The 26,070-nt window shown below is 68.3% G+C and carries 18 protein-coding genes; 10 read left to right on the top strand and 8 right to left on the bottom strand.

The genetic code is table 11. From position 1 onward, the window contains the following. The first annotated feature begins 42 nt into the window (after window positions 1–42). Genes AC07YH_RS03155 through cobA form a run of 5 tightly spaced genes read left to right on the top strand, consistent with a single transcriptional unit; the run spans window position 43 to window position 7,532 of the window. A complete protein-coding gene (locus AC07YH_RS03155) occupies window positions 43–1,263 on the top strand; it encodes a nitrate/nitrite transporter (RefSeq protein ID WP_494745557.1) in 1,221 nt (406 codons plus the stop codon). Window positions 1,264–1,287: 24 nt separating this feature from the next. Further along, the gene (gene nirB, locus AC07YH_RS03150; RefSeq protein ID WP_494745556.1) at window positions 1,288–3,753 is read left to right on the top strand and encodes a nitrite reductase large subunit NirB; all 2,466 of its coding nucleotides are present in this window, start codon (window positions 1,288–1,290) and stop codon (window positions 3,751–3,753) included. Continuing rightward, window positions 3,750–4,100: a nitrite reductase small subunit NirD gene (gene nirD, locus AC07YH_RS03145; RefSeq protein WP_494745555.1), complete on the top strand. Its 351-nt coding sequence runs from the start codon at window positions 3,750–3,752 to the stop codon at window positions 4,098–4,100. Before nirB ends, nirD begins: the two co-directional genes overlap by 4 nt. After that, entirely contained in the window at window positions 4,100–6,778 is a 2,679-nt protein-coding gene (locus AC07YH_RS03140; protein ID WP_494745554.1) for a nitrate reductase, read from the top strand. Before nirD ends, AC07YH_RS03140 begins: the two co-directional genes overlap by 1 nt. Continuing rightward, window positions 6,768–7,532, top strand: coding sequence for a uroporphyrinogen-III C-methyltransferase (gene cobA, locus AC07YH_RS03135; RefSeq protein ID WP_494745553.1), 765 nt, complete (start codon window positions 6,768–6,770; stop codon window positions 7,530–7,532). Before AC07YH_RS03140 ends, cobA begins: the two co-directional genes overlap by 11 nt. 4 nt (window positions 7,533–7,536) lie before the next feature. Here cobA and AC07YH_RS03130 read toward each other — a convergent pair whose 3' ends face one another. After that, window positions 7,537–8,538 carry an inorganic phosphate transporter gene (locus AC07YH_RS03130; protein WP_494745552.1) on the bottom strand — a complete coding sequence of 334 codons (1,002 nt, stop codon included), beginning with the start codon at window positions 8,536–8,538 and terminating at the stop codon, window positions 7,537–7,539. 5 nt (window positions 8,539–8,543) lie between these two features. Further along, window positions 8,544–9,188 carry a DUF47 domain-containing protein gene (locus AC07YH_RS03125; RefSeq protein WP_494745551.1) on the bottom strand — a complete coding sequence of 215 codons (645 nt, stop codon included), beginning with the start codon at window positions 9,186–9,188 and terminating at the stop codon, window positions 8,544–8,546. A 213-nt stretch (window positions 9,189–9,401) separates the two neighbouring features. Between AC07YH_RS03125 and phoY the strand changes: the two genes are divergently transcribed. Next, window positions 9,402–11,063, top strand: coding sequence for an alkaline phosphatase PhoY (gene phoY, locus AC07YH_RS03120; protein ID WP_494745604.1), 1,662 nt, complete (start codon window positions 9,402–9,404; stop codon window positions 11,061–11,063). Here the strand turns inward: phoY and AC07YH_RS03115 are convergent. Together AC07YH_RS03115 and AC07YH_RS03110 are read right to left on the bottom strand one after the other, a co-directional pair. Further along, window positions 11,060–12,406 carry a sigma-54-dependent transcriptional regulator gene (locus tag AC07YH_RS03115; RefSeq protein WP_494745550.1) on the bottom strand — a complete coding sequence of 449 codons (1,347 nt, stop codon included), beginning with the start codon at window positions 12,404–12,406 and terminating at the stop codon, window positions 11,060–11,062. The two genes, phoY and AC07YH_RS03115, sit on opposite strands and share 4 nt — an antisense overlap. After that, complete coding sequence (locus tag AC07YH_RS03110) at window positions 12,406–14,244, bottom strand: sensor histidine kinase (protein ID WP_494745549.1); 1,839 nt, start codon at window positions 14,242–14,244, stop codon at window positions 12,406–12,408. Before AC07YH_RS03110 ends, AC07YH_RS03115 begins: the two co-directional genes overlap by 1 nt. Window positions 14,245–14,497: 253 nt before the next feature. Here AC07YH_RS03110 and AC07YH_RS03105 point away from each other — a divergent pair, with 253 nt between their 5' ends. The 3 genes from AC07YH_RS03105 to AC07YH_RS03095 all read left to right on the top strand — a co-directional run bounded on the left by AC07YH_RS03105 (window position 14,498) and on the right by AC07YH_RS03095 (window position 20,366). Beyond that, window positions 14,498–15,832: a dicarboxylate/amino acid:cation symporter gene (locus AC07YH_RS03105; protein ID WP_494745603.1), complete on the top strand. Its 1,335-nt coding sequence runs from the start codon at window positions 14,498–14,500 to the stop codon at window positions 15,830–15,832. Between the two features lie 55 nt (window positions 15,833–15,887). Then, the gene (locus AC07YH_RS03100) at window positions 15,888–18,953 is read left to right on the top strand and encodes a TonB-dependent receptor plug domain-containing protein (protein WP_494745548.1); all 3,066 of its coding nucleotides are present in this window, start codon (window positions 15,888–15,890) and stop codon (window positions 18,951–18,953) included. A gap of 84 nt (window positions 18,954–19,037) precedes the next feature. Then, window positions 19,038–20,366, top strand: coding sequence for an alpha/beta hydrolase (locus AC07YH_RS03095; RefSeq protein ID WP_494745547.1), 1,329 nt, complete (start codon window positions 19,038–19,040; stop codon window positions 20,364–20,366). Between the two features lie 10 nt (window positions 20,367–20,376). Here the strand turns inward: AC07YH_RS03095 and AC07YH_RS03090 are convergent, their stop codons facing one another. After that, entirely contained in the window at window positions 20,377–21,960 is a 1,584-nt protein-coding gene (locus AC07YH_RS03090; protein ID WP_494745546.1) for a long-chain-fatty-acid--CoA ligase, read from the bottom strand. A gap of 98 nt (window positions 21,961–22,058) precedes the next feature. Continuing rightward, window positions 22,059–23,279: a serine hydrolase domain-containing protein gene (locus AC07YH_RS03085; RefSeq protein ID WP_494745545.1), complete on the bottom strand. Its 1,221-nt coding sequence runs from the start codon at window positions 23,277–23,279 to the stop codon at window positions 22,059–22,061. Window positions 23,280–23,464: 185 nt separating this feature from the next. Here AC07YH_RS03085 and AC07YH_RS03080 point away from each other — a divergent pair, with 185 nt between their 5' ends. Beyond that, complete coding sequence (locus tag AC07YH_RS03080; RefSeq protein ID WP_494745544.1) at window positions 23,465–24,094, top strand: glutathione S-transferase family protein; 630 nt, start codon at window positions 23,465–23,467, stop codon at window positions 24,092–24,094. Here AC07YH_RS03080 and AC07YH_RS03075 read toward each other — a convergent pair. Both AC07YH_RS03075 and AC07YH_RS03070 read right to left on the bottom strand, forming a co-directional pair. Then, window positions 24,086–25,120, bottom strand: a complete 1,035-nt coding sequence (locus tag AC07YH_RS03075; protein WP_494745543.1) for a serine hydrolase domain-containing protein — start codon at window positions 25,118–25,120, stop codon at window positions 24,086–24,088. The genes AC07YH_RS03080 and AC07YH_RS03075 overlap by 9 nt on opposite strands. Window positions 25,121–25,173: 53 nt before the next feature. After that, a complete protein-coding gene (locus tag AC07YH_RS03070; protein WP_494745542.1) occupies window positions 25,174–25,887 on the bottom strand; it encodes a GntR family transcriptional regulator in 714 nt (237 codons plus the stop codon). Window positions 25,888–26,070: the final 183 nt, after the last annotated feature.

The following is a 26,070-nucleotide window of genomic DNA, read 5'->3' as shown; positions in this document are numbered from 1 at the left end:
TGACGTCCCGCTCTCGCAGACACGCAAACATCCGAGGCCGTCATGATCTCCCGCGACTTCCTGAAGGCCGGCCATGCGCCGACCCTGTTCGCAGCGTTCCTGTATTTCGATCTCAGCTTCATGGTCTGGGTGATCCTGGGCCCGCTGGGCGTCGCCATCGCCAAGGACTTCCACCTCGATCCCGCCCAGAAAGGCCTGATGGTCGCCATCCCCGTGCTGGCCGGCGCGATGCTGCGCCTGGTCAACGGCGTGCTGGTCGACCGGATCGGGCCCAAGAAGACGGGCATGATCGGCCAGATGATCGTGCTGACGGGTCTCGTCCTGGCCTGGGCCATCGGCATCCACAATTACCATCAGGTGCTGGCCTTGGGCGTGATCCTGGGCGTGGCCGGCGCCTCGTTCGCCGTGGCCCTGCCGCTGGCCTCGCGCTGGTATCCGCAGGAGCATCAAGGCCTGGCCTTGGGCATCGCGGGGGCCGGCAACTCGGGCACGGCGCTTGCGGCCCTGTTCGCGCCGCTCCTGGCCAAGGCGTTCGGCTGGCAGACCGTGATCGGCCTGGCTGCGATCCCGCTGGCCATCGCCTTCGTCGTCTACATGCTGCTGGCCAAGGACGCGCCTGAGCAGCCCGCGCCCAAGAAACTGTCCGAATATATGGACGTGCTGAAGGTCCCGGACGCCTGGTGGCTGATGCTGCTGTACGGCGTGACCTTCGGCGGGTTCGTGGGTCTGGCCTCGTCGCTGACCATGTACTTCAACTCCGAGTACGGCCTGGACCCGGTCGTGGCCGGCTTCTTCACCGCCGCCTGCGTGTTCGCCGGCTCGTTCATCCGCCCGGTCGGCGGGGCGCTGGCCGACAAGTTCGGCGGCGTGCGGACCCTGAGCTTCGTCTACGCCCTGGCCGCCGCCGGCCTGGCCACGGCCAGCTTCCAGCTGCCCAGCGCCTGGACGGCCCTGGCGGTGCTGATGTTCTCGATGCTGGCCCTGGGCGCGGGCAATGGCGCGGTGTTCCAGCTGGCCCCGCAGCGGTTCCGCAAGGAGATCGGCGTCATGACCGGCCTGATCGGCATGACCGGCGGCATCGGCGGGTTCTACCTGGCCTCGACCCTGGGTCTGGCCAAGAAGATGACCGGTTCCTACCAGTCCGGCTTCCTGGGCTTTTCGATCCTGGCCCTGTTCGCCCTTGTCGCCCTGTTCGGCCTCAAGGCCCGCTGGCGGGCGATCTGGCCGACCCTGCACGGCGACGCCGCGACCGTCCGCGTCTGATCTTCCTCAAAGAACGAGATAGCCATGACTAGAGAACGTCTGGTCGTCATCGGCAACGGCATGGCCGGCTGCCGGGCGGTCGAGGAAGTGCTCAAGCGCGATCCGAGCCGCTACGACGTCACCATCTTCGGCGCCGAGCCGCGGGTGAACTACAACCGCATCATGCTGTCGCCGGTGCTGGCGGGCGAGAAGAGCTTCGCCGACATCGTCATCAACGACGAGGCCTGGTACCGCGACAACGCCATCACCTTGCATGCCGGCCGCGCCGTCACGGCGGTGGACCTGGAAGGCCGCAAGGTGGTCGCCGAGGGCGGGCTGGAGGTCGCCTACGACAAGCTGATCCTGGCCACCGGCTCGGACCCGTTCCGCCTGCCGCTGCCGGGCTCGGACCTGAGGGGCGTCGTCACCTTCCGCGACCTGGACGACGTCGAGGCCATGGTCGAGGCCTCTGGCAAGCCCGGCGCGCGCGCCGTGGTCATCGGCGGTGGCTTGCTGGGCCTGGAAGCCGCCTATGGCTTGGCCCGTCGCGGCATGGGGGCGACGGTCGTCCACCTGATGGACGTCTTGATGGAGCGCCAGCTGGACGAAAGCGCCGGCTACCTGTTGCGAGAGGCCCTGGCCGAGCGCGGCGTCGAGACGGTGCTGGGCGCCCACTCGGAAGAGATCGTCGGCCAGGACGGCAAGGTCGCCGGCCTGAAGCTGAAGGACGGCCGTGTTTTGCCTTGCGACCTTCTGGTCATGGCCGTCGGCATCCGTCCGAACGCGTCCCTGGGCAAGGCCGCCGGCCTGCAGGTCAATCGCGGGGTGATCGTCGACGACGCCATGCGCACCTCCGATCCGGCGGTGTTCGCGGTCGGCGAATGCGCCGAGCACCGCGGCAATTGCTACGGCCTGGTCGCGCCCATCTGGGACATGTGCCGGTCGCTCGCCGAGTCCGTGACGGACGGCGAGGGGGCCTATGCCGGCTCGGTGCTGTCGACCCGCCTGAAGGTCTCGGGCGTCGACGTGTTCTCGGCCGGCAAGTTCGCCGGCGGCGACGGCTGCGAGGACATCGTGTTCCGCGACGCCGCGCGGGGTGTCTACAAGCGGGTGGTCATCGAGGACGGCAAGGTGGCCGGCGCGGTGCTGTTCGGCGACGCGGCCGATGGCGGCTGGTACTTCGACCTGATGCGGGCGGGGACCGACGTCGCCGACATCCGCGAGACCCTGATCTTCGGGCAAGCGATCACGGAGGGCCTCTCGGGCCTGGACCCTAGCGCGGCCGTTGCGGCCATGCCCGACACGCAGGAGATCTGCGGCTGCAACGGCGTCTGCAAGGGTGCGATCACCGGCGCGATCACGGCCCAGGGCCTGACCACGCTGGACGATGTCCGCGCGGTGACCAAGGCCTCGGCCTCGTGCGGGTCGTGCACGCCGCTGGTCGAGCAGGTTATCCGCCTGACCCTCGGTGATGGCTTCAAGGCCCAGACCGGCCCCAAGCCGATGTGCAAGTGCACGCACCATCCGCACGGCGACGTCCGCAAGGCGATTGTCGAGCTTGAGCTGAAGTCCATGCACGCCGTCTTCCAGACGACGGAATGGACCACGCCCGACGGCTGCGCCTCGTGCCGTCCGGCCCTGAACTACTACCTGCTGTGCGCTTGGCCGGGCGAATATGTGGACGACAGTCAGTCGCGCTACATCAACGAGCGCGTCCACGCCAACATCCAGAAGGACGGGACCTATTCGGTCGTGCCGCGCATGTGGGGCGGCATGACGACGCCCGACGAACTGCGGGCCATCGCCGACGTCGCCGACAAGTACGACATCCCGGCGGTGAAAGTGACAGGCGGGCAGCGCATCGACCTGCTGGGTGTCCAGAAGGACGACCTGCCGGCGGTGTGGGCCGACCTCAACGCGGCGGGCATGGTCAGCGGCCACGCCTACGCCAAGGGCCTGCGCACGGTAAAGACCTGCGTCGGCAGCGACTGGTGCCGATTCGGCACCCAGGACTCCACGGGTCTGGGGATCAAGCTCGAGAAGTTCATGTGGGGCTCGTGGGCGCCGGCGAAGGTCAAGCTGGCCGTGTCGGGTTGTCCCCGCAACTGCGCGGAATCGACCTGCAAGGACATCGGCGTGATCTGCGTCGACAGCGGCTACGAGATCCATGTCGGCGGCGCGGCGGGCCTGCACATCCAGGGCACACAGCTGCTGACCAAGGTCGCGACCGAGGACGAGGCGATCCAGCTGATCTCGGCGGTCATGCAGATGTACCGCGAGGGCGGCTGGTACCTGGAGCGGATCTACAAGTGGATGGCCCGCGTCGGCCTGGACACGATCCGCGCCCAGACCGTGGACGACCTCGACAACCGCGCGGCGCTGTTCGCCCGCTTCGTGGTCTCGCAGGAGACCGCCCAGATCGACCCGTGGGCCGAGCGCGCCTCCGGTCGCGTGGCGGCCGGCGAGTTCAAGCCGATGGCAAGCCTTACCCTGGAGATGGCGGCCGAATGACCCTGCAAGCTCATATCGATCCGGATTGGCGCGACGTCGGCGCCGTGACCGACATCCCCGAGCGCGGCGCGCGTCGGGTAGCCACGGCCCAGGGCGACGTCGCCGTGTTCCGCACCGGCGATGGCCAGGTCTTCGCCCTGGTCGACCGCTGCCCGCACAAGCACGGTCCTCTGAGCCAAGGCATCGTCCACGGCCACGGCGTGACCTGTCCGCTGCACAGCTGGGTCATCGACCTGGCGACGGGCCAGCCGACGGGCGCCGATGCCGGCAAAGGCTGCACGCCCGTGGTGCCGGTGCTGGTCAAGGACGGCCGCATCCTGCTGGCCCAGCCGGCGATGGCCGACTGATGGCCGACGGATCCGCCACGCTCCCGACGATCAAGACCACCTGTGCCTACTGCGGCGTCGGTTGCGGTGTCGCGGGCGTGGTGGGCGAGGGGCGTTCGGTGTCGGTCGCGGGCGACGCCGTCCACCCCGCCAACTTCGGCCGCCTGTGCTCGAAGGGTTCGGCCCTGGGCGCGACGGTCGGGCTGGAAGGCCGCCTGCTGGAGCCGACGATCAACGGCAAGGTCGCGACCTGGAACGAAGCTAAGGCCCTGGTCGCCAAGCGCTTCAAGGATGCGATCGCCCGCCACGGCCGCGACAGCGTCGCCTTCTACGTCTCGGGCCAACTGCTGACCGAGGACTACTACGTCGCCAACAAGCTGATGAAGGGCTTCATCGGCTCGGGCAATATCGACACCAACAGCCGCCTCTGCATGGCCTCGGCCGTGGCGGCGCACAAGCAGGCGTTCGGCGCCGACCTGGTGCCCGGCTGCTATGAGGACCTCGACCTCGCCGACCTCGTGGTGTTCAGCGGCCACAATGCCGCCTGGACCCACCCGGTCCTCTTCCGCCGCATGGAGGCCGCCAAGGCGCGTGGCCAGAAGCACGTGGTCATCGACCCGCGCCGCACCGACACTGCCGAGGGCGCGGACCTGCACCTGGCCATAGCCCCGCAGAGCGACGTGCGCCTGTGGAATGGCCTGCTGGCCGACCTGATCCGGCGCGGCGCGATCGATCGCCACTACATCGCCGAGCACGTGAACGGCTTCGAGCAAGCCATTGCCGCGCTTCTGGAAATGGATCAGTCCTTGAGCGCCGTCGCCGTCGATTGCGGCGTGGCGATCGAGGATCTCCAGGCCTTCTACGACCTGTTCGCCGCCCATGAGCGCACGGTCAGCCTGTTCTCGATGGGCGCCAACCAGTCGGCCCAGGGCGTGGCCAAGGGGCTGTCGGTCATCAATGCGCACCTCGCCACCGGGCGGATCGGCAAGCCGGGCGCGTGTCCGTTCTCGATCACCGGCCAGCCCAACGCCATGGGTGGGCGCGAGACCGGCTGCATGGCCAACACCCTGGCCGGCCACATGGATTTCGCGCCCGCCGATCGCGACCGGATCGCGCGCTTCTGGGGCGCGCCCGACACCGCCCGCGCGCCGGGCCTGAAGGCTGTCGAGATGTTCGAGGCGGTCCGCGACGGGCGGATCAAGGCGATCTGGGTGATGGCCACCAATCCCGCCGTCAGCCTGCCCGACAGCGGCGCGGTGCGGGAGGCCCTGGCCAAGTGCCCGTTCGTGGTGGTCTCCGACTGCGTCGAGACCGACACCACCGCCTTCGCCAACGTCAAGCTGCCGGCCCTGGGCTGGGGCGAGAAGGACGGCACGGTGACCAATTCCGAGCGCCGTATCTCGCGCCAGCGGGCGCTGTTCCCGGCGCCCGGCAGTGCTCGCGCCGACTGGAAGATCATGGCCGACGTCGCCACGGCCATGGGTTTCGACGGCTTCGGCTGGGCCAGCAACGCCGGCGTCTTCCGCGAATGGGCGCGCCTGACCGCCTATGAGAACGAAAACCGTCTGCTGAATCTCTCGGGACTTTCGGCTTTGACGCCAGAAGCTTACGACGATCTCCTACCGATCCAATGGCCGGTGAAGGCGGACGGGCAGGGCACGCCGCGCCTGTTCGTTGACGGTCGCTTCCAGACCCCCGACGGCCGCGCCCGCATGGTCCCGGTCAAGCCGCGTGGTCCGGCCGACGCCGTGGACGCGGCCTTCCCGATGTCGCTGAACACCGGCCGCATCCGCGATCAGTGGCACACCATGACCCGCACGGGCCTGGCGCCCGATCTTTGCCGTCACGCGCCCGAGCCGTTCGTCGAGATCCACCCCGAGGACGCCAAGGCGCAGGGGTTGAGGGAGGGCGCTCTTGCGCGGGTGATCACTGCGCGCGGCGAGGCCGTGGCCGTGGCCAAGCTCACAGATCGCCAGCGGCGCGGCGGCCTCTTCATGCCGATGCACTGGACCGACGCCTTCGCGCCGTCGGGCCGCGCCAACGCCCTGGTCGCGCCGAACCTCGATCCCACCTCGGGCCAGCCGGAATTCAAGCACACACCCGCGAGGATCCGGGCGTATCGCGAGACGTGGAAAGGCTTTTTCCTCGCCCGATGCGGCTTGGCCGCGCCCGCCGGCCTGGACCTCATCTGGCGGCGCATTCCTCAGGACGCCTGCCAGCAGCATGAGTTCGCCGGTCGGGGCGACGACGCCGAGCGCGATGCCCTACGCAAGGTCCTGACCAGGGGTCTGGCCGGCGAGCTCGTCAGCTACGAGGACGTCGCGACCGGCGTACGGAGGCAAGCCTGGATCGAGGACGGGCGGCTGGTCGCCGTGCTGTTCACCACCGTCGAATGCCGCCTGCCGCCGCGCGACTGGCTGGCCGAGCAGTTTGCCGGGCCCCTGACCGCCGAGGCCCGCGCGGCGCTGCTGTTCGGCCGTCCGCCGGGCGCTCAGGGCGACAAGGGGCCGATGGTCTGCGCCTGCCTGAAGGTCGGGGCTAAGGCCGTCGAGGCATCCATCACCGCCGGAGCCCGCACGCCTGACGCCGTCGGCGCGGCCACGGGTGCGGGGACCAATTGCGGTTCATGTCGCCCCGAGATCGCTCGGATGATCAAAAGTTTGGCCATAACTCCTAAGGAGCCCGCTCATGTCGCTTAAGCTCGGCAAGGTCCTGCTGGTCGGCGCGGGTCCAGGACCCGTGGACCTGATGACCGTCCGCGCGGTCCGCGCCGTCGAGGGCGCCCAGGCGCTGCTCTATGACGCCCTGTGCTCGGAGGAGGCCATCGCCCTGGCGCCGCCCGGCTGCGTGCGCATCCAGACCGGCAAGCGGGCCGGCAGGCCCAGCATGAAGCAGGACGAGATCAACCGCCTGATGCTGCGCCTGGCGCGAAAAGGGCTGAAGGTTGTCCGGCTAAAAGGCGGTGATCCCTCAATTTTTGGTCGCGTGGGTGAGGAGGCCGCGTTCCTGAACGGCTTCGGTGTCGAGACAGAGGTCGTGCCCGGCGTCACCGCCGCCTGCGCCGCCGCCGCCCAGTTCGGTTTCCCGCTGACCCATCGCGGCGAGGCGCGCCGGGTGGTGTTCACCACCGCGCGTCTAGAGGCTGGCCAGCTGTCGGGCGACTGGAGCGCCGCGGCCGATCCCGAGGCGACCCTGGCCATTTACATGGGGGGTGAGGTCGCCGGCGATCTGGCCCTGCGGATGATCGCCGCCGGACGTCCGGCCAACACCCCGGCTGTTGCTATCGAGAAGGCAGGTGGCGCGGACGCGCGGCTCTATCCGGCGACCTTGGCCACGCTCGCCGAACGCATCGCGGACGCCGGGGACGGCCCGTTGCTGATCGTGGTCGGCGAGGTCGCGGCGGCGGCTTCCATCTCGCGGACGCTGGACGTTGCGCGCAGAGCCGTCGGCTGAGGCCTCACTTCATCCAGAAGCCGACGAAGTAGAACAGCGCCGCTGTCAGGGCCGCCGCTGGCAGGGTGACGACCCAGGCGGTGACGATGTCCTTGGCCACGCCCCAGCGCACGGCCGAGACCCGGCGCGAGGCGCCGACGCCGACGATGGCGCCGGTGATGGTGTGGGTGGTCGAGACCGGCACGCCGATATGAGTGGCCAGGAACAGCGTGATCGCCCCGCCGGTCTCGGCGCAGAAGCCCTGCATCGGCGTCAGGCGGGTGATCTTGCTGCCCATGGTGTGGACGATGCGCCAGCCGCCGAACAAGGTCCCCAGACCCATCGCCGTCTGGCACGCAAGCACCACCCAGAACGGGATGTGGCCCGGCTGGTGCGTGGCCCCGTGGGCGAACAGCAGGGCGGCGATGATGCCCATGGTCTTCTGCGCATCGTTGCCGCCGTGGCCCAGGCTGTAGAGCGCGGCCGAGACGAACTGCAGCTTGCGGAACACCCGGTCGGCGAAGAACGGCGAGCTCTTCACGAAGGTCCAGGAAACGATCAGGACCAGAACGAGGGCCAGCAGGAAGCCCATGGTCGGCGAGACGATGATGCCGGCGGCGGTCTTGCCAAGGCCCGCCCACTGGATGGCGCCGATGCCGCCGACCTTGGCGATCGAGGCGCCGACCAGGCCGCCGATCAGGGCGTGCGAGCTGGACGAGGGGATGCCCGCCCACCAGGTCAGCAGGTTCCAGCTGATCGCGCCCATCAGGGCCGCGAAGATCAGGCGGTCGCTGATGATGTGCGGATCGACGATCCCCGAGCCGACCATCTTGGCCACGCTGGTGCCGAAGAACAGGAAGGCGATGAAGTTGAAGAACGCCGCCCAGATCACCGCCCAGCGGGCCGACAGCACCCGGGTGGAGACAATCGTGGCGATCGAGTTGGCGGCGTCGTGCAGACCATTCAGGAAGTCGAACGCCAGGGCGACGACCACGAGAAAGACCAAAATCAGGAGCGTGGGATCCACGGGGCTCAGACCTGCTCGACGACGATGCCGCTGATGCGATTGGCCACGTCCTCGAAGCGGTCCATGACCTTCTCGAGGTGGCTGTAGATGTCGATGCCGACGATGAAGGCCATCGGGTCGCCGGTGCGGTGCGCCAGGAACAGATCCTTGCGGCCCTGGTCGTACATCTGGTCGGACTGCTCCTCGATCTCGGTGATCTTCACCGCGATCTCGCTGAGCTTCTGGGCGTTGAGGCGCATCTTCGGCAGCAGGGCGACGGCTTCCTCGGTCAGCTTTGCGGCCTGGACGATGATCTGGGTCATCTCGCGCATCTGCGGCTCGAAGGTCTTGACCTCGAACAGGCTGACCACCTTGGCGGTCTTGCGCATCTGGTCGATGGCGTCGTCCAGCGAGGCGGTCAGGCTCTGGATGTCGCTGCGGTCGAAGGGCGTGATGAAGCTGCGGCGCACGGCGACCATCACCTGGCGGGTGATCTCGTCGGCCTCTTCCTCGTAGCGGTTGACGCGGGCGCTGGCGTCTTCGATGGCGTCGCCGCCCTGGGTCAGGTCGTGCAGCGCCTCGGCGCCGGCCGTCAGGGTGCGCGCGTGGGCCGAGAAGAGCTCAAAGAAGGCGTCTTCCTTGGGCATGACCGCCTTGAACAGGCCCAGCATCTTGTTCTCGTCCTTGCGCGAAGAAATACTCGTATCGTCCGTAAGCGGATCGAGTTGGGGCGCACCGGAACCATGAACGGTTTCGGAGGTCAAACCCAATTTCCGGCGGGGAATGATCCGATAGCGGACAAAGTCGGAAAAAGTGGGCTGCCGGCGCGCTTTCCGTCCTTGCGCGAGCGGCGCGATCGCGCGAGATCGCTGCCCATGAAGAAGATGCTTACCTGCGGCCTCGCGGCCGCCGCCGTGTCGATGGGCTTCGTCGCCCAGGCTTCCACGATCTCGGTCAAGCCGGATCCGAAGCTGGTCGTGGTCATCTCGATCGACCAGTTCAGCGCCAATCTCTACGCCCAGCACCGGGCCGAGTTCACCGGCGGGCTGAAGACGCTGAGCAGCGGCGTCGTCTATCCGAACGGCTACCAGTCGCACGCCTTCACCGAGACATGCCCGGGTCACTCGACGCTGCTGACGGGCAAGCATCCGAACAAGACCGGCATCAGCGCCAACGACTGGTACGACCTGTCGACCGGCAAGACGGTCTACTGCCTGGCCGATCCCAGCGCGACGCCGGCGGATGATCCCAAAGGCCGCGCCGTGTCGCCGGCCAATCTGCTGGCCACGACCTATGGCGACTGGCTGAAGGCGGTATCGCCCAAGAGCCGAGTGTTCGGCGTCTCGGGCAAGGATCGCGGGGCGATCACCATGTCGGGTCACCAGGCCGACGGCCAGTACTGGTACCAGCCGGGCTTCGGCTTCACGACCTGGGTCGGCCAGGGCCAGACGGCGCAAGAGCGCCTGAAGCCGGTCGCGGCGTTCAACGCCACGCTGGCGGCGGACCTGAAGAAGCATCCGTACGTCTGGAACTACGACAAGGCCTCGGCCAAGCGCTGCGAGGCGCTGGAGGCCGACTACGAGACCGGCGGCCGCAAGTGGCGCGCGGCGCTGCCGATCGCGGCGGCGACCAGCGAGGCGGACAAGCAGCGCGACCTCTATGCCAGCCCCTATACCGACCAGGTCACCCTGGAGTTGGCCCAGAGCCTGCGTGAGACCTATGCGTTGGGCGACGGTCCGCAGATCGACGTGCTGACCGTCAGCCTGTCGGCCACCGACTTCATCGGCCACCGCTGGGGCACGCGCGGGCCGGAGATGTGCGACCAGATCGCCCGTCTCGACGACCGCCTGGGCGCGTTCCTCAAGAGCCTGGACAAGGTCAAGGGCGGCGTCCTGGTCGTGCTGGCCGCCGACCATGGCGGCGCCGACTTCGCCGAACGCCTGCACGACGAGGGCTATGACAGCGAGCGCGTGATCGGCAAGCCGTGGATCGCCGGCCTGAACGCCCAGCTGCGCAAGGACCTGAACCTCGACTGGGACCCGCTGGTCGCCGACGGCGGCATCGACCAGATCTATGTCGTCAACGCCGACCGCAAGACGCCGTCGGTCGCCGACCGCGCCCGGATCACCGCCGCGGCGCTGGTCCTGATCAACCGCGACCCGGCCGTGGCCGAGGCCTTCGACTCCAACGCCATCCTGACCATGGCTCCGGCGCCCGCCGATGCGGCGATCGAGGAGCTGTCGGTGGCCGAGCGCGTGCGGCGCAGCGCCTATCCGGGCCGGGTTGGCGACATCCTGGTCGCCTTCAAGCCCAATCGCGTGCCCTCGACGCCGGGTCCGACCTATGTCTCGACACATGGCAGCCCCTGGGACTACGACCGCCGCGTGCCGATCCTGTTCTGGTGGAAGGGCGCGACGCCGCACGAGCGGGTGCTGCCGCTGGATACCGTGGACATCGCGCCGACCATCGCCGCCGTCACGGGGATCACGCCGCCGGCCGATATCGACGGCGTCTGCCGGGCGCTCGTCTACGGCAAAGGCTGCTAACGCGACCGCTGACGGTGGCGCGAGAGGTCGATGCCGTGGCGCTCGATCTTGTCGTAGAAGGTCTTGCGCGGGATGCGTAGGACCTCCAGCGCCCGGCGCACATCGCCTTCGCCGGCGGTCAGGGCCTCCTCGATCAGGTGCGCCTCGTAGGTCGCCACCCGCGCGGGCAGCGGCGGCGGGAGTTCGGCCTGGGCGTCCGCGCGCTGGTCGCTCAGGCCCAGCGCGACACGTTGAGCATAGTGGCTGAGCTCGCGGACATTGCCGGGCCAGTTGTGGTTGTAGAGCCGCCAGCGGATCTGGTCGTCGATCTTTGGCGGCTCGCCCTCCAGCCGCTCGCAGGCCCTCGCCAGGAAGTGGGCAAACAACAGCGGCACGTCCTCGCGGCGCTCACGTAGCGGCGGGATGCGGATGCGCACGACGTCCAGGCGGTGGAACAGGTCCTCGCGGAAGGTTCCGGCGGCGACGGCGTCCGACAGGTCCGACTTGGCGGCGGCGACGACGCGCAGGTCCAGGGTCTGGGGGCGGTTGGAGCCCATCGGCGTGACCTCGCGCTCCTCCAGCACCCGCAGGAACTTGCCCTGAGCTTCGGGGGCCAGGGTTTCGATCTCGTCGAGGAACAAGGTGCCACGATCGGCCTGTTGGATGCGGCCGGCGCGCTGGCGCACCGCGCCGCTGAACGCGCCCAGCTCGTGGCCGAACAGCTCGCTGTCCAGGGCGCCGGCGGGCAGGGCGGCGCAGTCGACGGCGACGAACTCGCGGTCGCGGCGACGGCCCCAGGCGTGCAGGGCGCGGGCGGCCAGTTCCTTGCCGACCCCGGTCTCGCCCTCCAGCAGCACATCGACATCGGCCGAGGCGAGCTGGCGCAAGGTGGCGCGCAGGCGCTCCATGACCGCCGTCTGGCCGATCAGCGGCCAGTCGCTCTGGGCCTCGACGGCCAGGGTGCGCAAGCTGCGGTTCTCCAGCACCAGCCGGCGCTTCTCCATGGCTCGGCGGACGCTGCTGACCAGGCGGTCGGGGGCGTAGGGCTTGGCCACGAAGTCGTAGACGCCGTCGTGCATCGCCTCGACCGCCTCGGTGACGTCGGCGTGGCCGGTGATCAGGATGACGGGCAGGTCCACGTCCTGGGCCTTGAGGCGACGGAACAGCTGGCGGCCGTCCAGGCCCGGCATGCGGATGTCGCTGACCACCACGCCCGGGAAGCCGGCGGGCAGGGCGGCCAGGGCTTCCTCGCCTCCCGCGAAGGCCAGGACCTCGAACCCGGCCAGTTGCAGGGTCTGGACGTTGGCGTCGCGCAGCACGTCGTCGTCGTCGATGAAGGCCACTTGGTTGACGGAAGCAAGCATCAGGTACGCGCCTTGGGGAGGGACATGACAAAGCGGGCGCCGCCGGGGGCGGGCTCCAGGGAAAGCTCGCCGCGGAACTCGGCGACGATGTCGCGACTGATCACCAGGCCAAGGCCCAGGCCGCGCGGTTTGGTGGTCGCGAACGGCGTGAACAGGCTCTTGGCCGCCTCGGGGGCGACGCCGGGACCGTTGTCGGCGACCACGATCCGCACCTGTGAGCGTTTGACCACGACCTGGACGCGGATCTCCGGATCGGCCGTGCCTTCAAGGGCTTCCAGGGCGTTCTGCAGCAGGTTGACCAGCACCTGCTCCAGCCGGAAGCGCTCGGCCATCACCTTGGCGGCCTCCTCGTCGGCCTCGCCGCGGACGATGCGGACGTGTTGCTGGCGCACACGCGGGCCGACCAGCAGCAGGGCGCCGTCGATGGCCTCGCGCACGACCACCGGCGCGGCCGGCGCGCTGGACTTGCGGGCGAAGGCGCGCAGCTCGTCGGTGATCAGGCCGATGCGCTCGGTCAGGCCGGCGATCAGGCCCAGATTGGCCTTGGCGGTCTTCTCGTCGGCGCGATCCAGGAAGGCGGCGGCGTTGTCGGCATAGGCGCGGATGGCGGCGACCGGCTGGTTGATCTCGTGGGCCACGCCGGCCGCGATCTGGCCCAGGGTGGCCAGCTTGTTCGACTGGACCAGTTCGTCCTGCATCAGGTGGACGTGAGCCTCGGCGCGGCGGCGCTCTTCGATCTCGACGACCAGGCGCTGGTTGGTTTCTCGCAGCTCGGTGGTGCGTTCGGCGACGCGGGCTTCCAGCTCCAGGCGCGCGACCTCCTGGCGGGCGGCGCGGATGCTGGCCTGGCCACGCCAGCGCAGCAGGGCGAAGGTGATGCCGCAGACGATCAGGCCGATCAGCAGGGCGATGGCGCGGGCGCCGGCGACGGCGGCGCGCAGGGTCTCGCCCACGGGGGTGAAGGTGAAGATCGTCCAGCCGGCCACGCCGAGGTCGGCGCTGGCGGCCATGAACCGCGCGGAGCCCTCTGGCGTCGTCGCGCTGGTGAGGACCGGCGGGCGGCCATGGACCGGGGTGGGATTGGCCTTCAACACCGAGAACGGCGCGTCGCCGAAGCGGTGCTCGGTGCGCAGTTGGTCCTGCTCGGCGCGGGGCAGGCGGCCCAGGGTCGAGAACCGCCAGGTGGGAATGGACGTCACCAGGATCACGCCGTGCGGATCGGCGACGAAGGCGGGCTCGGCCTCGGACCATTCGGCTTCCAGCGTCTCGAATTCGACCTTCACCACCACGACGCCCAGCATGCGCCCGTGCTCCTCGACGCGACGCGACATGAAGAGGCCGGGGCGTCGGCTGACCGTGCCCAGGGCGAAGAGTTCGGCGACGCCGTGGGCGCTGGCTTCCTTGAAATAGGGCCGGAAGCTGTAGTCCGAGCCCACGAAGCTGGTCGGTTCGCGCCAGTTGCTGGCGGCGATGGTCATGCCGTCGGCGTTCAGCACATAGATCACGGCCGCGCGGGTGCCGCCGCTCAGGGTCTCCAGCTTGTGGTTCAGGGCGTCGATGCCGGCCGGGTTCGCCGAGCGCAGGGTCTCGGCCACGTCCGGGTCCTGGGCCAGCACGAAGGGCAGGGAACGGTGCTTGGCCAGCTCGCTGCGCAGCACCGCCGCGTGCAGCGCGGCCGAGGTCTGGGCCTGACGCGACAGGTCGCCCTCGGCGCGGCGCTCGGCCACCGCGCCGGCGAAGCCGACGATCGCCGCCAGGACGATCGCGCTCGCCGCGATGTAGGCGCCCCAGCGGCGCACGATCGGGTCGGCGAGATTCGGCGGCCGCAGGGTCGTCATGGGGCGATTTCCACAATTTGTGCGGTTTTTCGCACAAATGCCGGATTTCGTGTGGGGATTCCCGCTGTCGGCACGGAGCATGGTACCGTTCGCGAAAATGAGAAATTCAATCGAAGCAATGTCTTACAGCTTTTCCTGAGACCGCTTGTGCGATCTCCCGCAGGAAAGGATCGTCTATCCAGGCGTCCTGGCAAAGGGGCGCAGGGTGGAAACGGAGCCGTCAGGCTCGTCCGAGAGGCGCATAGTGAAGACGATCCAACCGGTTGCGCCGACGCAGACCGCTGAGGGCTCCAAGCCGTTCTTCCAGCACCTCTATTTCCAGGTGCTGCTCGCCATCGCTCTGGGCGGGGCCATCGGCCACTACTATCCCGAGATCGGCCAATCGCTGAAGCCGCTGGGCGACGCCTTCATCAAGCTGGTGAAGATGGTCATCGCCCCGGTGATCTTCCTGACCGTGGTGACCGGCATCGCCGGCATGCGCGACCTGGAGAAGGTCGGCCGCGTGGCGATCAAGGCGCTGCTCTATTTCCTGGTCTTCTCGACCCTGGCGCTCATCGTCGGCCTGATCGTCGCCAACGTCGTCCAGCCAGGCGCGGGCATGAACATCGATCCCGCCACCCTGAAGACCGACAAGGTCGCAGAATACGCCGCCAAGGCGCACGACCAGACCATCGTCGGCTTCCTGATGCACATCATTCCCGACACCGTGGTCGGCGCCTTCGCCGAGGGCGAGATCCTGCAGGTGCTGCTGATCTCGATCCTGTTTGGCCTGTCGCTGACCCTGGTCGGCGAGCCAGCCCGCCCCGTGGTGGACTTCCTCGAGTTGATCGCTCAGGCCTTCTTCAAGTTCGTGCACATCGTGATGAAGGCCGCCCCGATCGGCGCCTTCGGGGCTTTCGCCTTCACGATCGGCAAGTACGGCATCGCCTCGGTGGCGAACCTGGCTTTGCTGGTCGGCACCTTCTATCTGACCTCGGCGCTGTTCGTGATCGTGGTGCTGGGCGCGGTTGGTATCGCCAACGGCTTCTCGATCTTCAGCCTGATCCGCTATCTGAAGGCCGAACTGCTGCTCGTCCTTGGCACCAGCTCGTCGGAAGCCGCGCTGCCTAGCCTGATCGAGAAGCTGGAAAAGGCCGGTTGCCCGAAGTCGGTGGTCGGCCTCGTGGTCCCGCTGGGCTACTCGTTCAATCTGGACGGCACCAACATCTACATGACCCTGGCGGCGCTGTTCATCGCCCAGGCCACCGGCGTGCACCTGTCGTGGGAGCAGCAGGCGCTGTTGCTGGGCGTGGCCATGCTGAGCAGCAAGGGCGCGGCGGGCGTGACCGGCGCGGGCTTCATCACCCTGGCCGCCACCCTGTCGGTCGTGCCCTCGGTTCCGGTGGCTGGCATGGCCCTGATCCTGGGCGTCGACCGCTTCATGTCCGAGTGCCGAGCCCTGACCAACTTCACCGGCAACGCGGTGGCGGCGATCGTCGTCTCGCGCTGGGAAAAGGGTCTGGACGTCGCGGCGCTCAGGTCGGCCCTCAATCCGAAGAAACACCCGCCGTCCTCGGGCGGCCCTATCCCGGACGCCGCGCGTCCCTAAGGGGCGCCGGACTTAACCAAAGCCTGCTCAGAAAAAGAAACTTGGGGAGCTAAACGTGACGAACCAAACCCTCCGCGGCTATCGCCGCCGTCTCATTCAGGGCGCGGCCTTGGCCAGCCTGCTGGTCGCTACGGGCGCCGCCGCCCAGGAAGCCGCCGAAAACACCAAGGTCGAAGAGATCGTCGTCGTCGGCAGCCAGATCAAGGGCGCCAAGACCACGGCCGCCCTGCCGGTCACCGTGCTGGACAACACCCAGATCGCCGCCACCGGCGCGGTCTCGGGCGATGACCTGTTCCGCTCGATCCCGGCCATGGGCGATGTCTTCATCAACCCCAGCAATGCGGCCCAGACCAGCAACTCGACGCGCGGCGACGTCAACTCGATCAACCTGCGCAGCCTGGGCGTCGGCAACACCCTGGTGCTGCTGAACGGCCGCCGCCTGGTGTCGCACCCGACCAGCCAGTCGTCGGGCACCGTGCCGCTGCTAGGCTACAACGCCAACGCCATCCCGACCTCGAACCTGGAGCGCCTGGAAGTGCTGCGCGACGGCGCCGCCGCCATCTACGGCGCCGACGCCGTGGCCGGCGTGGTCAATACCGTGCTGCAGAGCGACTTCGACGGCCTCACCGTCGACGCCCAGTACGGCTGGGCCGAGGGCACGCACCGCAAGGAATACACCAGCAACATCTTCGCCGGCCGCAACTTCGCCGACGGCCGGGGCAACATCTCGCTGAACGGCAACTTCACCTGGCGCACGGCCCAGCGCCCCAGCGACCGGCCCTATACCGCGACCCAGGACCTGCGCTCGCTGTTCGCCGGCTATCCGGACTATGCCGCCAGCGCCACGCCGGACAACCGCGGCAACCAGAACTCGTTCGCCAACTTCACGGTGTTCGGCGGTCCCGGCACGATCCGTCTGGGCACGACGGCCCTGACCACGGCGGCCGGCGCGACCCACGTCCAGCCCAACACCATCGCCGGCTGCGCCGCCCAGCTGGGCAACGGCCTGTGCCTTGGCACCGGCAACCTGGCCACCGGCAGCACGGCCAACGCCTACCGCTACAACGCCGTGCAGAACGACGCGACGACGGTCCAGCCCGAGATCGAGCGCCAGAACCTGTTCCTGAACGGCCACTACGACATCAACGACAACCTGACGGCCTATGGCGAGCTGGGCTTCTACCACGCCACGTCCGAGGGCCTGACCACCCAGGGCACCAGCCTGGTGGCGATCGGCGTGCCGGCCAGCAACTACTGGAACCCCTTCGGCCCGGTGACCTTCGCCAACGGCCAAGCCAATCCGAACCGCCTGCCGGGCCTGACCAACGTGCCCGTCACGGGCCTGCCGGTGACCTTCACCAACTATCGCTTCAACGACCTGGGCCCGAGCAAGGTCGAGGTCGAGAACTACCAGACCCGGTTCCTGGGCGGTGTGAAGGGTGAGAAGTGGGGCTGGAACTTCGACTCGGCGGTGCTGTACTCGAAGGCCGACGCCAAGGACGAGAGCGACGGCATCGACAGCAAGAAGCTGGCCGCCTCGCTGGCCCTGTCGACTCCCGACGCCTACAATCCGTTCAATGGCGGCTGCCTGGACGGTACGGGCGGTCGTGACTGCACGCCCAGCTCCAAGGCCGCGCTGGACGCCATCCGCTTCCGCCTGAAGCGCCACTCGACCACCACCCTGACCCTGGCCGACTTCAAGGTCTCCAAGCCGGACGTGCTGACCATCTGGTCGGGCGATGTCGGCGTCGCCGCCGGCGTCGAGTTCCGCCACGAGACCCAGCAGGACCGCCGCGACCCGCAGCTGGACGGCCGCACGCCCTTCACCGATCCGGTGACCGGCGCGACGTCGAACAGCAACGTCACCGGCGTGAACGACACGCCCAGCACCAAGGGCTCGCGCAACGTCGGCTCGGCCTTCGTCGAGTTCGCCGTGCCGCTGGTCTCGCCGGACATGAACATCCCGCTGGTCCGCCGCATCGACCTCCAGCTGGCCGGCCGCTACGAGCACTACAGCGACTTCGGTTCGGTCGCGAAGCCGAAGATCGCCTTCGCCTGGGACGTGGTGGACGGCGTCCGCTTCCGCGGCTCCTGGCAGAAGGGCTTCCGGGCTCCGAACCTGGAGACGACCAATCCGTTCGCCTATTCGCGGACCAACACCGTCACCGACTACTATCGCTGCGAGGCCGACCTGCGCGCCGGCCGCATCTCGACCTTCAGCGCCTGTACGCGTGGCGTGGGCATCCGCTTCACGACCGCCGGCAACCCGGACCTGAAGGCCGAGACGAGCGAGAGCTATTCGGTGGGCGTCGTGCTGCAGCCGACCTTCATCCCGGAGCAGTTCGGCCGCTTCACGGTCACGGTCGACCGCTGGCAGATCAAGCAGCAAGGTATCGTCGGCACCCTGGGTTCGACCAACGCGGCCATTCAGGACTACCTGTTCCGCCTGACGGGCACGACCAACGCCAACGTCATCCGCGCCGCCCCGACGGTGGACGACGTCGCGTTCTTCAACGGCACGGGCCTGACCCCGGTCGGCCAGATCACGGAGATCCGCGACCAGTTCAAGAACCTGCAGCCCCAGACCGTCAGCGGTATCGATTTCGGCCTGAACTGGACGCTGCGCACCGACAAGCTGGGTCGCTTCAGCGCCAATGTCGACGGCACCTTCATGGACAAGTTCTCGCAGGAACTGGCCCCGCCGATCGCCGACCTGTTCGCCGCCCGCGCCGCGGGCACGATCAATCCGGCCACGCCGCTGACCGATCCGGGCGATCTGCTGAAGCGTAACGGCAAGCCGAAGTGGAAGTGGAGCAGCACGGCCACCTGGCGCGGCGGTCCGGTCCAGATCGGCGCCTCGGTGATCTACACCGGCGCGGTGCTGGACACCGACTTCCTGTCGACCACGGGCCAACCCTGGCGCGTCGAGCCGCTGACCACGGTCAACCTCTATGCCCAGTATCGCTTCGAGCAAAAGGGCTGGGCCAATGACACCCGCATCCGCGTCGGCGCCCGGAACCTGTTCGACAAGGATCCGCCGCTGTCGTCGTCGGGCTTCATCGGTTCTCTCTACAACCCCTATGCCCGCTACTGGTACATGAGCGTCAGCAAGTCGTTCTAAGGCTGAGCTCTCAGACCGGCCGCTCCATCCTCCCTCTGGAGCGGCCGGCTTTCCTTCTGTTCGCGTGACGAGGTTTCGCCGGTGATGAAGTTCTCCTCCGCCGCTCTGGCTCTCGGTCTGACGCTGGCCGCGTCGGCCGCCCATGCCGAAGCGCCCGCCGCGAAGACCTGTCCCGAAGGCCTGCCGGCCGAGACCAAGTGCCTGGCCGGCCAGGACGCGAACGGCGCCTACTATTGGATCGCCATTCCAAAGGCTTGGAATGGGACCCTCGTCCTGCACACCCATGGCGGGCCGCGCCTGAAGAAGCCCAAGCCCGACGACGCGATCGAGGACCTGCAGCGTTTCGCCGTCACCGTCGCCGAGGGATATGCCTGGGCCGGCTCGAACTATCGCCGCGAAGGTTACGGCACGCGCAGCGCCGCGGAGGATAGCGACAACCTTCGCAAGCTGTTCTGGGATCAGTTCGGTCGTCCCAAGCGCACCATCCTCCACGGTCAGTCCTATGGCGGCAATGTCGCCGCCAAGACCGCCGAGCTCTACGGCAAGGACGCTGAGGGCAAGCTGGTCTATGACGGCGTCATCCTGACCAGCGGCGTGGTCTCGGGCGGCACGCGCGCCTACGACTTCCGCGCCGACCTGCGGGCCGTCTACCAATACTATTGCGGCAACCACCCGGAGAAGGGCGAGGCCCAGTATCCGCTGTGGCAGGGCCAGCCGGTCGGCTCGAAGCTGACCAACAAGGAACTGGACGAGCGCGTCAACGCCTGCACCGGCGTCGATCTGCCGGCGGGCCAGCGCACCGCCCAGCAGAAGCGCAACCTGGCCAATATCCTGGCCGTGACTAAGATCCCCGAGCGCACCCTGGGCAGCCATCTCTCCTGGGCGACCTTCACCTTCGCCGACATGGTCAACAAGCGGCTGGACGGGAAGAACCCTTTCACCAATGTCGGCGTGGTCTACAAAGGTTCGGACGACGACAAGGCGCTGAACAAGGGCGTCGTGCGCTTCGCCGCCGCCCCCGAAGGCGTGCGCAAGCTGGCCGACGACAGCGACCTGACCGGGCAGCTGCTGGTCCCGACCCTGACCATGCACGCCATCGACGACCCGACGGCCTTCGTCGAGCTGGAGCAGGTGTTGCACGACACGGTCGCCAAGGCCGGCAAGAGCGATCTGCTGGTCCAGTCGTTCACCGACGAGCACGAGCACTCCAAGCTGGCCACGCCGGAATACGCCGCCCTGTTGCGGGCGATGACGGCCTGGATCGAGCAGGGGGCCAAGCCCAGCCCCGCGACCCTGGCCGCCGGCTGCGCCGAGGCGGTGAAGACCTATGGCGAGGCCTGCCACTTCGAGGTCGACTACAAGGTTCCGGCGCTCTCGACCCGCAGCTATCCGCGCAAGAAGCCCGGTCTGTAAGTCAGAGCCTCTAGGCGCCGCTATAGGTCGCGCGCAGCCGGATCTTGTCGATCTTGCCGGTCGAGGCCAGGGGGATTTCCGGCACGCGCACCGCGGCGTCGGGAATCCACCACGAGGCCACTTGACCGCGCAGGCAGCCCAGCAGCGCCTCGTCGGCGATCTCCTGGCCCTCGCAGAGCTGGACGACGAGCAGGGGACGTTCGCCCCACTTCGGATCTATCCGCCCGATCACCGCCGCGAAGGCGACCTGCGGCAGGGCGCAGACCAGGGCCTCGATCTCCGCCGGGTTGATCCACTCGCCCCCGGACTTGATCAGGTCCTTGGCGCGGGCGGTGATCTTCAGATTGCCCTGGCGGTCGATCAAGGCGAGGTCGCCGGTGTCGAACCAGCCGTCGGCGTCGGTGGCGGACTGCTCCTGGCCGAAATAGCGCTCGATCACCGCCGCGCCGCGCACGTGCAGCCGACCTTCGGTCTCGCGCTGCTCGGGCAAGGGCTTGCCGTCCTCGTCGGCGACCATCAGATCGACGCCCAGCTGCGGGCGGCCGGAGAGGCCGGCGCTACGCACCGCATCGCTCATCACACCGGTCGTGCCGACGGGCGAGAGCTCGGTCATGCCCCAACTGGTCTGGACGACGACGCCCAGGCGCTGTTCGAGGCGCTCCATCAAGGCGGGCGGCATGGCCGCGCCGCCGACGGTGATCCGCTTCAGCGACGGCAGCGTCTTGCCGGTGGCTTCCAGGTGATCGCAGAGGCCCAGCCACAGCGTCGGCACGCCCACGGCGACCGTCACGCCCTCGGCCTCGATCAGCCGGGCGAGGCTGGCGCCATCGGTGTGGCGACCGGGCAGGACGAGCTTGGCCCCGGTGGCCGGGGCGGCGAAGGGCAAGCCCCAGGCGCTGGCGTGGAACATCGGCACTACCGGCAGCACCACGTCCGAACCGCTCAGCGCCAGGGCGTCAGCCTGTAGCAGGCGCAGGGTATGCAGGAAGCTGGAGCGATGGGTGTAGGTCACGCCCTTCGGCGCGCCGGTCGAGCCGGAGGTGAAGCACAGGCCGCTCGGCGAGGTCTCCGGAAAGTCACCCCAGCGGGCCGTCGCCTCGGCCTGGTCGATCAGCGGGTCCAGCGCCTCGACCCGGGGGCCGCCGGCGGTCGTCTCGACCTCGCCGTCGATGACCAGCACCCGTTCCAGCCCCGGCGCTTCGGCGGCCATCTGCGTGGCCAGCGCCAGCAGGTCGGCGCTGACGATCAGGATGCGCGCGCCCGACTGGCCGATCATCCAGGCCAGCTGGGTCGCGGTCAGGCGCGGATTGAGCGTATGGCAGACCGCGCCCATGCCCATGATCGCGTACCAGGCCTCGACATGGGCCTGGCTGTTCCAGGCCAGGGTGGCGACCCGCTGGCCGACCGTGACGCCCAGGCCAGCCAGTACGCTCGACACCTTCAAGGACCGCTCGCGCAAGGCAGCGTAGCCGATCCGTTGCGACGGCCCATGCTCGCGCGCGGTGGCGACCTCGACGTCGCCCGCCCACTTGGCGGCATGGTCGAGGATGCGGTCCAGGGTCAGCGGGAAGTCTTGCATGACGCCATCGATCATCGGCGGATATCCAGTCTGAAGAGGCGAGGGCGCGCGCCCTCGGGCGGCGGGCGGCTCACGCCGCGCCGCCGTTGTGATGTTGCGAGAACCCGAAGGAGTCAGGTGAGGGCGGCGTAGACCTGGGTCTTTAGCTCGCGGCGGATCGGGTAGATCCACGACGGACTGAGCTGGGTCATGAACACCACATGCAGCCGCTCGACCGGGTCGATGAAGAACGAGGTCGAGAACATCCCGCCCCAATAATATTCGCCGACCGAGCCTGGGATCATCGCTCGGGTGACGTCCTGGGTGACCGCGAAGCCGAGGCCAAAGCCCGCCCCGCCGTTCTGGGTCTCGCTGAACAGCGAGCGCGAGATCGACGAAAGGTCCGTCTTGCCGGGCAGGTGGTTCAGCGTCATCTGCTCCAGCGTCTTGCGGCCCAGCAGGCGCACGCCGTCCAGCTCGCCGCCATTGGCGCACATCTGGCAGAAGCGGTGATAGTCCAGCGCCGTCGAGACCAGGCCGCCGCCGCCCGACAGCAGCTTGGGCTGCTTCAGCCAGGCGCTGTTCTCGGCGCCGTCCAGGATGGTGCGCGGCTTGCCCGGACCGCCCCAGGCGAAGCAGTCGGTCAGGCGGTCGGCCTTGTCGGCCGGCACGACGAAGCCGGTGTCGTGCATCTTCAGCGGCGTGAAGATGTTCTCGGCCAAGAAGCGGTCCAGCGGCATGCCCGAGACGCGCTGGATCACCGCGCCCAGCACGTCGGTGGATACCGAATAGTTCCAGGCCTCGCCCGGCGAGAATTCCAGCGGCAACTTGCCCAGGGCGGCGACGAAGCCGTCCAGGTCGAGATTGTCGTGCCAGTCCTCGATCTTGCCCTTGCGATAGGCTGCGTCGACATTGGTGCGGTTCTGGAAGCCGTAGGTCAGGCCCGAGGTGTGGCGCAGCAAGTCCAGCATGCGCATCGGCTCGGTGGTCGGCTTGGTCATGAACGGCGCGTCGCCGCCACCGCCGGCATGGACGCCGAGGTCCTTGAACTCGGGCAGGACGTGGCTGACCGGGGTATCGACCGCGACCTTGCCTTGCTCGACCAGCATCATGAAGGCCACCGAGGTGACCGGCTTGGTCATGCTGGCGATGCGGAACAGCGAGGCCTCATTGATCGGCTTGTCCGAACCGGCGCGGGCCGCGCCCTGGCTGCTGAAATGGACGATCTCGCCGTCGCGGCTGATCAGGAGCTGGGCGTGGGGCAGCTTGCCGGTGTCGAGGTACTGTTCCTTGACGAACGCATCGATGCGGTTCAGCCGCGCGCCGTCGAAGCCGTGCTTTTCGGGTGATCCCATCGTCGCCCCTCCCTGGTCCTGAGCCGCCTCGCCGGGCTGCCCTTGCTCATGATCCTATGGGCGGCGTCGGTGGCTCACAAGACATTTGTCGTCCAAAATTTCGATTATTGTTGTACAATTTTCAGAACAAGATTGCCCGCGCCGCCTTGGACGGCTGATCTGGGCGAAAAGGCGAGGGGACCAGGATGATCGAACTCTATCACTGCCACGACGCGCGATCGTTCCGGGCCCTATGGACGCTGGAGGAGATGGGGTTGGCCTACCGCCTCCACCTGCTGCCATTCCCACCCCGCTTCCTGGCGCCGGAGTATCTGGCGGAGAACCCGCTGGGCACCATCCCGCTGCTGGTCGATGGCGAAACGCGGATGACCGAGTCCGCGGCGATCCCGCAGTATCTGGCGACCCGCCATGGCCCGACGCCCCTGGCGGTCTCCGTCGATGAGCCGGACTACGGCCTGTGGCTGGACTGGATGCATCGCGGCGAGGCCACGCTCACGTTCCCTCAGACGATCGTGCTGCGCTACACCCAGCTGGAGCCCGAGGAGCGCCGGGTGAAGCAGGCGGCCGACGACTACGCGCAGTGGTTCCTGTCGCGCTTGCGCCATGTGACCCGCGCCCTGGCCGATCGCGAATGGCTGTGCGCCGGACGCTTCACCACGGCCGACATCTCGGTCGCCTACGCCCTGCTGCTGGCTCGCACCCTGGGCCTGGACCACAAGTTCAGCCCGGAGGTCGCCGCCTATTGGGAGCGGCTCTCCGCCCGGCCAGCGTTCCTGGCCGCCAAGGCGGCGCAGGAGGCCACGGCGTCAGCCTAGCGCCTTGGACAGGCGCAGCCACAGCTGTTGGTCGAAGTCCTTGTCGGCCACGGCCTGGCCCATGCGGACCACGACCAGCTTGCGGCTCGGCACGACGTAGAGCCGGCGATCCATCGCCCCCAGCGCGGCGATCGTGTCGGCCGGCGCGGCGGGGATCAGCGGGCCAGGCGTGGCGCGGCCGCCCGAGCGGATGGTCTCGGTCCCGCCGTTCAGCCACCACAGCCGGCCATAGGCCGAATTGGTCGCCGAGCGGGCGAACATGGCGCGCAGGCTGGCCTCGGAGACGATACGCTTGCCGTCAGCCGCCTTGCCGCCGTCCAGCACGATCTGGCCGAACCTGGCGACGTCGCGCGGGCAGGTGACCAGGCCCGTGGCATTGCCGACGCTGGCGAAGGCGGCCGGGCGCTGGCGCCAGGCGGTGTTGGTCATGCCGGCCGGCGCGGTCAGCCAGTCGCGGGTGATCGTGTCCAGCGGCAGCTTGGCGGCGGCGGCCAGCAACAGCTTGTTCACCGCATAGACGGGCGTGTTGTAGAAGAACTGCGCGCCTGCCGGCGCGACGAAAGCGAACTTCTCGTCCAGGCCCGAGGCCATGTTCAGGATGTGGATGACGCGGATCGCGGCTTCCTGCTCGGGCGAAGCCTTCGACCAGCCCGCGCCGATATAGGCCGAGACCGACTTCTCCACATCGATCAGGCCCTTGTCGATAGCGATGGCGACCAGCATCGAGACGAAGCTCTTCTGCTGCGAGGCGACGTCCTCCAGCAGTTCGCCGTCGGCGGTCTTGCCGTAGGTGAAGGTGGCCTGGAACTGGGCGGCGTCGGCGGGCAGGGGCCAGTTCTTCTCGACCAGGGTCTTGCCGTCCTGAACCACCAGGAAGCCGGTGGTGTTCTGGTTGCCGACATAGTCGAGGACCGGCTGCAGGTCCTTCGATGTGGCGGTCGCCAGGGCTGGCGAGGCCGCCCAAACCGAAGACGTAAGAAGCCCTGCGCCGGCCAAGATGGTCCGGCGTGAAATCTCGAACGGCATGAGCCGCCTCCCTTGGGTTTGTCCGGCCCTTGTTGTTCGGGCCTTGTCTGAAGTCAGGCCGAAGCCTTGCGCGAGCGCGCCGGCTTGACCTCGTCGGTCGGGACCAGTCCGTAGCCGCGCGAGATCATCAGGCGCATGGCTTCGTTCTGCATGTAGTAGAGGATGTTGCGCGCGCCCTCGGACGCCACGGCCGCGTTGCGCGCGGCCAGGCCTTCGCGGACCACGCGCCAGTGGTCGAACGGGCCGCCGGGGCTCTCGGTCAGGCTGACATACGAATAGTGCCAGCGCGTCTTGCGGCGCACGGACTCGATCATCTTCTGGGCGTCGGCGCTGGCCGTGCTGGAGAGGCGGCTGAAGATCGTCTCGCTCTGGTGGATCAGCTCCTCGGCGGCGACGCCATTGTCGGCGGCGGCCAGCAGGGCGTCGATCAGCTTCAGCGTCTCGGCCATGTGTTTGGGCGTGGCGCGGATGCAGGCGAAGCGGGCGGCCAGGCCGTAGAGGGCGGCGCGCGTCTCATAGAGGTCGAACACCTCCTGCACCGTCGTGGCGGCCACATAGGCCCCACGGTTCTCTTCGATCACCACCAGGCCGTCGTCGGCCAGGGTGCGCAGCGCCTTGCGGGCGATCGTGCGGCCGACGCCGAACTCGTTGCACAGCCGCGCCTCGCGCAGCCATTCGCCGGGCGACAGCAGGCCGTCCTGGATCTGGCGGCGCAGCGCCTGCACGAGCGGGTCCGTGCTCGACGGCGACGCGATGATATCCGGCATGACGAGGGTGAGCCTCAGAGGTTGTGTGTCCTGCATGGCCATCTTGGCGTTGGAATCGACATCGAGGAAGCGGAAACCGCGCTCGATTGTGGGGAGATGAAACCTATCTTGCCCGATAATCAAGAATGAATTGTTGAACAATCTGATTGACACGGTCGGATGGCGCGTGTGTCCTCATCGTCA

Source organism: Caulobacter sp. GW456-12-1-14-TSB4 (genome assembly GCF_059424195.1).
This window is presented reverse-complemented; position numbering and strand designations above follow the sequence as displayed.